This window comes from Cryobacterium sp. Y62, assembly GCF_002929785.1.
Classification (GTDB): Bacteria; Actinomycetota; Actinomycetes; order Actinomycetales; family Microbacteriaceae; genus Cryobacterium.
The window spans coordinates 42,601-50,893 of record NZ_PJJK01000093.1 but is presented as its reverse complement, the minus strand read 5'-3'; the positions used below and the strand labels follow the sequence as shown (position 1 = coordinate 50,893).

At 62.7% G+C, this 8,293-nt stretch carries 9 protein-coding genes; 3 read left to right on the top strand and 6 right to left on the bottom strand.

The features are described from left to right. Together CXY71_RS21875 and CXY71_RS21015 are read left to right on the top strand one after the other, a co-directional pair. Window positions 1-188, top strand: a 188-nt coding sequence (locus tag CXY71_RS21875) for a hypothetical protein (RefSeq protein ID WP_233204475.1), incomplete at its 5' end; no start/stop codon positions are given. A 227-nt stretch (window positions 189-415) separates the two neighbouring features. Beyond that, the gene (locus CXY71_RS21015; RefSeq protein ID WP_158252996.1) at window positions 416-553 is read left to right on the top strand and encodes a hypothetical protein; all 138 of its coding nucleotides are present in this window, start codon (window positions 416-418) and stop codon (window positions 551-553) included. A 458-nt stretch (window positions 554-1,011) separates the two neighbouring features. Here CXY71_RS21015 and CXY71_RS06010 read toward each other — a convergent pair whose 3' ends face one another. From CXY71_RS06010 to CXY71_RS05995, 3 genes are all read right to left on the bottom strand, one after another. After that, window positions 1,012-1,707, bottom strand: a complete 696-nt coding sequence (locus CXY71_RS06010; protein WP_104134754.1) for a hypothetical protein — start codon at window positions 1,705-1,707, stop codon at window positions 1,012-1,014. Window positions 1,708-2,531: 824 nt separating this feature from the next. Then, window positions 2,532-3,425 (bottom strand): dihydrodipicolinate synthase family protein, encoded by an 894-nt coding sequence (locus CXY71_RS06000; RefSeq protein WP_104134752.1) that lies wholly within the window; start codon window positions 3,423-3,425, stop codon window positions 2,532-2,534. A 95-nt stretch (window positions 3,426-3,520) separates the two neighbouring features. Then, the gene (locus tag CXY71_RS05995) at window positions 3,521-4,024 is read right to left on the bottom strand and encodes a hypothetical protein (RefSeq protein ID WP_146071770.1); all 504 of its coding nucleotides are present in this window, start codon (window positions 4,022-4,024) and stop codon (window positions 3,521-3,523) included. Window positions 4,025-4,205: 181 nt separating this feature from the next. Between CXY71_RS05995 and CXY71_RS21010 the strand changes: the two genes are divergently transcribed. Further along, window positions 4,206-4,367, top strand: a complete 162-nt coding sequence (locus CXY71_RS21010; protein WP_158252994.1) for a hypothetical protein — start codon at window positions 4,206-4,208, stop codon at window positions 4,365-4,367. A gap of 81 nt (window positions 4,368-4,448) precedes the next feature. On the opposite strand, the gene CXY71_RS05990 is transcribed toward CXY71_RS21010, so the two are convergent. From CXY71_RS05990 to CXY71_RS05980, 3 genes are all read right to left on the bottom strand, one after another. Then, window positions 4,449-6,245 carry an acyl-CoA dehydrogenase gene (locus tag CXY71_RS05990; protein ID WP_104134750.1) on the bottom strand — a complete coding sequence of 599 codons (1,797 nt, stop codon included), beginning with the start codon at window positions 6,243-6,245 and terminating at the stop codon, window positions 4,449-4,451. A 118-nt stretch (window positions 6,246-6,363) separates the two neighbouring features. Continuing rightward, entirely contained in the window at window positions 6,364-7,269 is a 906-nt protein-coding gene (locus CXY71_RS05985; RefSeq protein WP_233204483.1) for a cytochrome b/b6 domain-containing protein, read from the bottom strand. A gap of 17 nt (window positions 7,270-7,286) precedes the next feature. Next, window positions 7,287-8,279, bottom strand: a complete 993-nt coding sequence (locus tag CXY71_RS05980) for an electron transfer flavoprotein subunit alpha/FixB family protein (protein ID WP_104134748.1) — start codon at window positions 8,277-8,279, stop codon at window positions 7,287-7,289. Window positions 8,280-8,293 lie beyond the last annotated feature (14 nt).

The window sequence follows — 8,293 nt, the reverse complement described above, 5'->3', positions numbered from 1 at the left end:
ATTTGATCACCTTCCATGATGGTTGGTGGCCCTATTTTCAGTTGGCGTTTCTGGCCCTGTTTTCAGTTGGCGTTAACACCCAACACCCTTTCGACCCGAAGAGCCTTTCCTCGAACGGCCAGCCCGGCATTAATATGTGCTTTGAGGTCCTGTGCCCGCGGAGTGGTCTTTCTACGAGGCATTTGTAGTCAAGTACGCCGTATGTGCCGGTTATCCACGCTAGCCTGACCACGCAGAGAGCAGCGATTATGCCGGCCGACGAACGATCCCGTTGCAGCTCGACACCGATGCTGACGCCGGACGGAACCTCGCCGACCTTTCGGAGCGGACCCTGGTCTCCGGTTGCATGGCCTGAATCGACCGGGTCTCGGTACGGTACGAAGTAACGAAGGACCCAGCCGAACGCGGAGTGCAGGTGACAGAAACCAGTGGCGCCATGCAGCACACGGTGCTGAGTTTTCGCCAGCTGCGCGCCCATCATGACAAGGTTGGCGGCTGGATTGTCCGCGTGTTGACGCAGGCGATTCGGAGCATCCTGATCGGCTCTTCGTGACGTTTGGTAGAGCGCTTTTTGGCATGATCGCCGGGCACCCGGCGGCACCTCGAATGGACGAGCGGCAGCAGAGGCCGACTACGTGTTCCTGGCAGATTCAGAAGGCAATCGGTTCTGTGTCGTCGATCATGCTGGCTGAAGACTGGCTATCGGAACACCACTGGTTTTTGCGGCACGTGGTTGTTTCGGTCATTGTCGGTCGTCGAGGTCGTCGAGGTCGTCGAGGTCGTCGAGGTCGCCCGGTGCAGGGGGCGCAAGTGTGGAAAGTTCGTGGGGTGGAGCCCTCTCTCGAATGTTTGACGTATGCCGCGAAGATGCGGCAGCACATTATCATCGGGACGGACCTTGACTTGTCGTTGGGCTGATCCATCGTTCGATCAGAGCATGAGGTCCAGGACCGTACGACGCTGCGCGGGCGCACGGCACCTGGACCTCATCCTTGGCCGGACGACTCGCTGCTAGTGCAGGACTCCGCAGGCGACGGGGTCGGTTGCCTCGGCGGGGAGGGTGGGGTCTAGTTCGCTTGCACCTTCGGGATCGCTGAGGTTGTATGTGCCGTTGCCGTCGTAGTCGTTTCCGTGGATCACAACTACTCCTTCACCGTCGCGGATGGCTTCGGCGATCTGCGCAGCGGTGCCGAGCCCGTCGGCTCCCGAGTAGCCGGTTCCGGCCACGTCCGTGAATCTAATGTCAGTCCGAAGGTAGTTATAGGAGCCATTCTTCGAGACTGGGAACCGGGAAACGTCCAGAAAACTGGCCGGTGTGGTGTCTCCACTGGTGTTCAGGGAAACCACAACAGGGCCGTAGGCCGGAACACCCTCAACTGTGTTCAGTCGTCCGTCACCGTTGCTGTCCAACGCCAGGGTGGGGCATTCGTTCTGTGCTTGTTCCCCGTAGTGGATGTGTTGGGCGTGCGGAGCATCGGGCGTCAGACCCCTTGCGCGGATCCCGAACGCCCGGATCGTCTCTCCGCGAACGACAGCGAACGCCCTACCCGACGCGCCTGAGTCGTTAAGCTCCGTAAGGTGGGCGGTGAGCACGACGTTACCGCGCACGGGTTTTGGGACATGCGCTGATGCCGGCACAGCGCCCAGCGATACGGCGACCAGCGCGACTGCACTCGCTCCGAGTATCAGTCTCATGTTCTTCTTCACGATTCACTCCATTGTGTCCTCGCCCGTCGGGTCGATCCCAACGGTTAGATGCGACAGGCTTAGTTCGTAGCCCTCTGCCAGACGGATTGGATTGGTGTTGTACTTGTAAAAGTCAGGCAATAAACCTGAGACGGTTTCGACTCGGGGCTGGCCCAGTGGTTCCACGAAGGCCTGACGGCAGATCGGCCGGCATTCCTGCACGCATTCCTCACGATGACCATCCCGCAAGAGAAGTTCGACGACCTGCTCAGGCGCACCACGCTGGCCTTACCGTCTTCCGAGTAGAGCGACCATAGACGACTCACCCGCCAATTTGGTCGGTGAGCCCTCTGATCGCGAGGCCGAGAAACTACGCCAGTATGGGGCGGCGAACCGCGACCGGATCCGTGAGCTGAGTCGACTCTAGTGCGAACGCCTCGACCACATCTGGCAGCTCAACCGCGACTCGATGCGTCGGGCGAGGCTCGCCGGCACCACCAGGTTGGGGTGCGTGCCAGGGGAGGGGAAGGAACGTGCGAAGCGCTGGCGGGAAGTTTACCCCGCCGCACGAAGCAGATCTCCCGGCAGTGGGCCGAGCGTAACAAGAAATGCCGGGACGAGTTGCAGCGCAACCGGCGGAGTGACCCAAAGACGTATCAGTCCGAGCTGTAAGCCAACGCTGCAGCGCGACACCTCAAGCGAGGCCTGAGTCGGGCCGGCTTCCCGCCGAAGCTTCTGTACGCGACGGCCTCGGCCGAGCGCCGCGCGAACGAGCGCGAAGCCGACGCTTACTTCAGTGACCCATCGCGCTCCGGTGGGGAACCGTTGACAGGTGGACTCACCTGTTAGTCGGCGAGGTGCAGCTCGTCGACAAGCTGCGTGATACGCGTTCGCGCGGCGGTTCCCAAGCCCCGGATTGGGCGGGGCAGGCAGTCGGCCGCGACGAGACCCAGATATTCCGCGATCGCCGCGGTGACGCGGTAGCTGCCGTGTGCGGCGAACAGCTCCCACAGCGGTTGCAGCCTCGCCGATTCAGCTACGGCTCCGGCGTGGTCGCCGGAGAGTGCGGCACGGGTGATCGTCAGAGCGGGGGTGGGGAGGGTGCCGCCGATAACGGAGTACCAGACGTCACAACCGGCGTTGAGACCGGTCGCTACGGAGCTGTCGCCTGACACGCCCACCTTTACGGTGCCGGGGATGTCGTTACGGATCGCCTGCACACGCGCTGCCGCCTTGCTGAGATCGGCAGGAACGCCGGGGATTTTGATTGATGCCACGTGCGGCAGAGTCGCGATCCGCGCGTAGAGGTCATTGGTGAATGTGAAATGAGTGGTGCCGGGATTGTCGTAGACCACGAGTGGCACGGACAGGTCGGCGGTGACGTCTTCGAACAGACCAAATACTTCATCGTCGCCGAGCGACTGATAGGTGACGGGGGCGAGCAGCACCGCATGCGCGCCGACCTCTTGCGCGTCGTCCGCGAACATTCGCACCTGAGAAGTTCGCAGAGCGCCAATTCCTATGATGACGGGCACCGTGCCGGCATGCTGCACAGTGACCTGAGCGACGCGACGGCGCTCGTCTCGATCGAGGTACATGTATGAGCCCGTTGACCCGAGCGCGGTGATCGAGTCGACTCCAGCGAGGGTCAAGCGTTCGACCAGGCATGCGTAGGCCGGTTCGTCGAAGGCGTCATCGCGGAGCGGGGTATGCGGGAAAGCGCTGAGACCGGTGAACATCGGCTCTCCAATCGTCGGTGTGCGGGGCGTTTAGGCGGTCAGGGCTGGAGCTGACGCACTATCAGTTTTCGGCTATGAGCCGCAGGCCGTCCCTATCATTTGGTCCCGTCTAACGGGAAGAACGTTCCTGAGGGGCTGCGGGCGTACCAGCCAACCGTTCCTGTGGGCGGAGTGGCCGCATTCCGCGCTTGTGTGGCGGCCCACTCTTCGCGTGCGTGTGCGGCTCGCGCCCTGAAAGCTGCTCCAGCAGAAAAATTGGATGCCGGTTCATCGCTGTGCAGCTGCGCGATGGCAGCGTTATTCTCGAACGAGCGATACTCGACTGAAAACTCGGGTCCAATTTCGTTGGATACCTCCCGCGCGAGTTCCAAGCCTTGGGCATTGAACGCATGCAGCTTGTTCACCGACCGCCATTCGAAGTTGTCGGTGAGCGCATCGTAGTACTGTGCCTCCCACGAGGTCAGGCGATCCACGAGTTCGCTTGAGAGTTCAGTTTCGGAATAGGGCATTGGGTCGCTGAACCATATGACCGATTGAGCATAGTCCGGGAAGACTCGCACGATGTCAGTTTCATACTCGGATGGGCCGTTTTGAGTCATGCTGTTGAGGATAGCGTTCAGTCGCTCGTCGAGACCGCGGTGGAGACACTGAACGACGCCCGCGTCAACAGCGAGCACGGTACGACGCAGTGTCTCAGCGAAGACTACATCCATAATGCGCCCTACCGCCTGTTATTTCCGGGCCCATTGACCACACACGCCGTCGAAGTGATGGTAGGTCATGGCTACCGCGCAGAGATTGTCCTCGTCCGGAGACTTCTGCGCGTGCCTGACGGAAATCCCGCAAACCGTTTCAACGGCATCGGGGCTGGTCGAGTACGCCGAACGCGCAAGATACGAGCCGATTCTCGCCATCCACGTCACCCTCGACGGGTGGGATTAAGCGCTCGTGGCGGCCAAGTGCCTGCGCGGGGATGGGGCCCGAATCAGCGCTCCGATCAGGTCCGGGTATCTGGCAGCGCCGCTACCCGACCAGGCGTTTGCTCACGTCCGCCAGCTGGTCAGCATCCAACTCGAACAAATCGTCGGCTCCCGCAGTTGCCGCACCCAATAGAGCGGTGCATTCCGGCAGGAGTTGCTCGGCATAGAACCGCGCAAGTACCAGCTGAGTCTCAGCGAAAGCGGCGTCGCCGGTGGCCGGACCGGCCAGCGCCGATCGCGCCATCAGCCATCCGCCAAGGCACAGGCCCCACATCCGCAGATATGGGCCGGAACCGGCGAGCATCGCATTCGGGTCCGCACGACCGGTGCGGAGCATCCACTCGGTGGCCGTCTCCAGTGACGCCAAGTGCTGGTCGAGCTGTACCCGGATGGACGTGAACGCGTCGCCGGCTGCCGCGAGCTCCGCGATGATTTCCCGCATACCGGCCAGGAACTCAGTAGCCGACGCTCCACCGCGCACGCTCAGCTTGCGGCCGACCAGGTCTGCAGCCTGAATGCCGTTGGTCCCCTCGTAGATCGGCGCAATCCGGGCGTCGCGCAAATGCTGCGCAACGCCCGTCTCCTCGATATAGCCCATGCCACCGTGGATCTGCAGGGCAAGGGAAGTCAGTTCGTCTCCGAGGTCGGTGCCGAACGACTTGCAGATCGGAGTGAGCAATCCCACAATCTCCTCGGCCCGCGCACGCGAAACCGGGTCGGGGTCGTGCGTGCTGTGGTCGAAATGTGCAGCGTTCAGCAGCATCATCCGGCGCAGTGCGGCGATGTGTGCCTTCTGCGTCATCAACATCCGGCGCACGTCGGGGAATTCGATGATGGCCGAGTCGGGGCTGGCCGCGCCGATCGCGAGCCCCTGGCGACGTTCCTGGGCGTAAGCGAGCGATTGCTGGTAGGCGCGTTCGGCCACTGCCAGACCCTGCATGCCGACTGAAAGCCGTGCGCTGTTCATCATGACGAACATGATCTGCATTCCCATGTTCTCGTCACCGATCAGATAACCGGTGGCGTCATCGTAGGAAAGCACGCACGTTGGTGCGCCGTGGATGCCGAGCTTATGCTCGATAGACAGTGCGCTTACGCCGTTTTGCTCACCAAGGGTGCCGTCATCATTCATCAGGAACTTCGGCACGATAAAGCAGGAGATACCCTTGGTGCCCGCCGGCGAACCGGGCGTGCGAGCGAGCACGAGGTGTATGATCTGTTCGGCCATGTCGTGTTCACCGAACGTGATGAAGATCTTCTGCCCGGAGAGCGCGTAGCTGCCGTCGTCGCGTTGCACCGCGCGGGTGGTCAAAGCACCGACATCCGACCCGGCCTGCGGTTCCGTGAGATTCATCGTTCCGGTCCACTCGCCGGTGACCATCTTCGGCAGGAAAAGCTGCTGCTGCTTGGCGCTGCCGTAATGCACCAGCGCTTCGATTGCCCCCTGGGTGAGCAGTGGGCACAGCGCGAAAGCCATGTTCGCGCTGGTCATGAGCTCCTGCACGATCAGACCGATCGTTCGCGGGAACCCACCGCCGCCGAATTCCTCCGGCAGTGGAAGCGCACCCCAGCCGGCATCGACGTACTGGTGATAGGCATCCGCAAACCCCGGAGGGGTGAGCACAGAACCGTCCGACTGCCACCGGGCGCCCACCAGGTCGCCGGTTCGATTGGTCGGCGCGACCACCTCTGCCATGAACTCGCCGCACTGATCGAGGAGTTCGACGACGGTTTCGAGATCGGCGTGCTCGTAGCCGGGCAGTCGGGCGATGTCGGGGTATCCCACCACATGCTCGAGGACGAAGGTGATGTCGGAAAGAGGAGGACTGAAGTGGCTCACAATCGCCAGCGTGCTGCATCGTGCGAGTTCGGACGATTCTTGTGGTGGATTCCTACAGCTTCGCAGCACGCCTGACCACTCTGGCAGTGGTGGTCCTACAACACGCGACGAATTCCAGCTATCGGCTCACCGTTCCCGTGAGGGAGGCGATCGGGCGCAACAACAACGGCCTCGCGGCGACCCATGCGGCGACCATGACCAGGAGTGATGCGGCGAAGATCCAGAACCCGACCCAATTCTCCGAATCGCTGCCGCCGTACATATGGTTCAGGTTGCGCAGTGCTCCGGTTGCGAGCACCAGTGTCACATGCGTGATGGTGAACAGCACGAAATAGAGCATCACCGGAAAATGGATGGCGCGAGCCAACAGTATCGGGTAAAAGCGGTTGAGTGTCACCGCGGCTCTGGGCCAGGCCCCAGACATCCGCACGCCCGTGATGAAAGCCAGCGGAGCGGCGACGAAAACGGTGGTGAAGTACGCGAGCAGTTGCAGGCTGTTGTAGTTCACCCAGCCGTTGTCGGTTGGCCAGTTCAGCGAGGCGTACTGGAGTGCGACCGAGATCGCGTTGGGGAAGACGTCCCAGTTCAGCGGCACGATGCGCATCCACTGCCCGGTTGGGAACAGCAGCACGACGAAGATGATCCCGTTGACCAGCCACAGTGCGCCCAAGCTCAGGTGGAACCACAGGTGCAGACTGATTCTGGTGGGCGAACCCTTGGTGCGGATCAGCCCGTTGTTCCGGCGCGTCCAGTACGCGGCAGGACGGGACGTGGATCGCACCTGCCAGCCCGCGCGGATGATCAGGACGATGAAGAAGACGTTCACGAAATGCTGTACCGACAGCCAGGCCGGAAACCCGACGGGCGCGGAGTCGGGCAGCTCTGATCTGCCCGGAAAATCGATTAGGAATGATTGCACGGCTGGCTGTTGCCGGAGCGCTTTGGCGACCAGGACAAGGATCAGGAGCACCGCGACGGCCGCGAGCGCGAGCGCTGCCGGCTTGAACCACCGGGCGGAGGTCAGCGACTTCGCGCCGCCGCTCACGACGAAGCTCGCGCCTGGATGGCTTCGATCAGCTGGGGCACCACGACGAAGACGTCGCCGACTATGCCGTAGTCGGCGATCTCAAAGATGGGCGCATCGGCGTCCTTGTTGATGGCGACGATCGTCTTGGCCGTCTGCATGCCTGCGCGGTGCTGGATGGCGCCGGAGATCCCGAGCGCGATGTAGAGCTGTGGCGACACGGTGGTTCCGGTCTGGCCGACCTGTGAGCTGTGCGGTACGAAGCCAGCGTCCACGGCTGCGCGGGAGGCACCGACGGCGGCTCCCAGCACATCGGCGAGTTGCTCGACCAGCTCGAACTTCGCCATCGAGCCGAGCCCGCGACCACCCGACACCACGGTTTTCGCTTCGCGCAGCTCCGGTCGCGTCGCACTCACCGCAGCATCCGTGGCGGCATCGATGACCGCTGACTGGCTGGTCTCGACGGCCAACGACCCCTCGGCGCTCAGCTGCACAATCGTGACGACGGGCCTGGTCGCTTCGGCGCGCTCCTGAATAGCGCCGGGGCGCAGCGTGACGATCGTCGGGCCACCCTCGATGGTCGACTCGACGGTATAGGCGCCACCGAAGACCCAGTGGGTGGCGATGACCCGGCCAGCGTCCCAGCGCACTGCAACTGCATCAATCGCCAGACCGCCGCGGAGGCGTACTGCCAACCGTGCGGCGACATCCCGACCCTCGACCGTATTCGAGATCAAGATGGCACCGGGCGCGAACGCGGAGTTCGCCTGCACCACCGCCTCCAGCTGCGGAGCCGTCAGAAGCACGCCGACCCGATCGCTTTCGGCAATGAAGACCTGCGCTGCGCCGAGAATAGCGAGTTCCTCGGTCAGGGCTGTTTCGGAGCCGGGTGCTGTCGCCACGACGGCAACAGGAGTGCCGAGCGCAGCAGCCGCCGCAATCAGGGCTGCGGCGGTACTCCTGATCTCTCCGGCGCTGGAGAGCTCGATGAGGGCAAGAATGTTGGGCATTTCTGTTCCTTTGT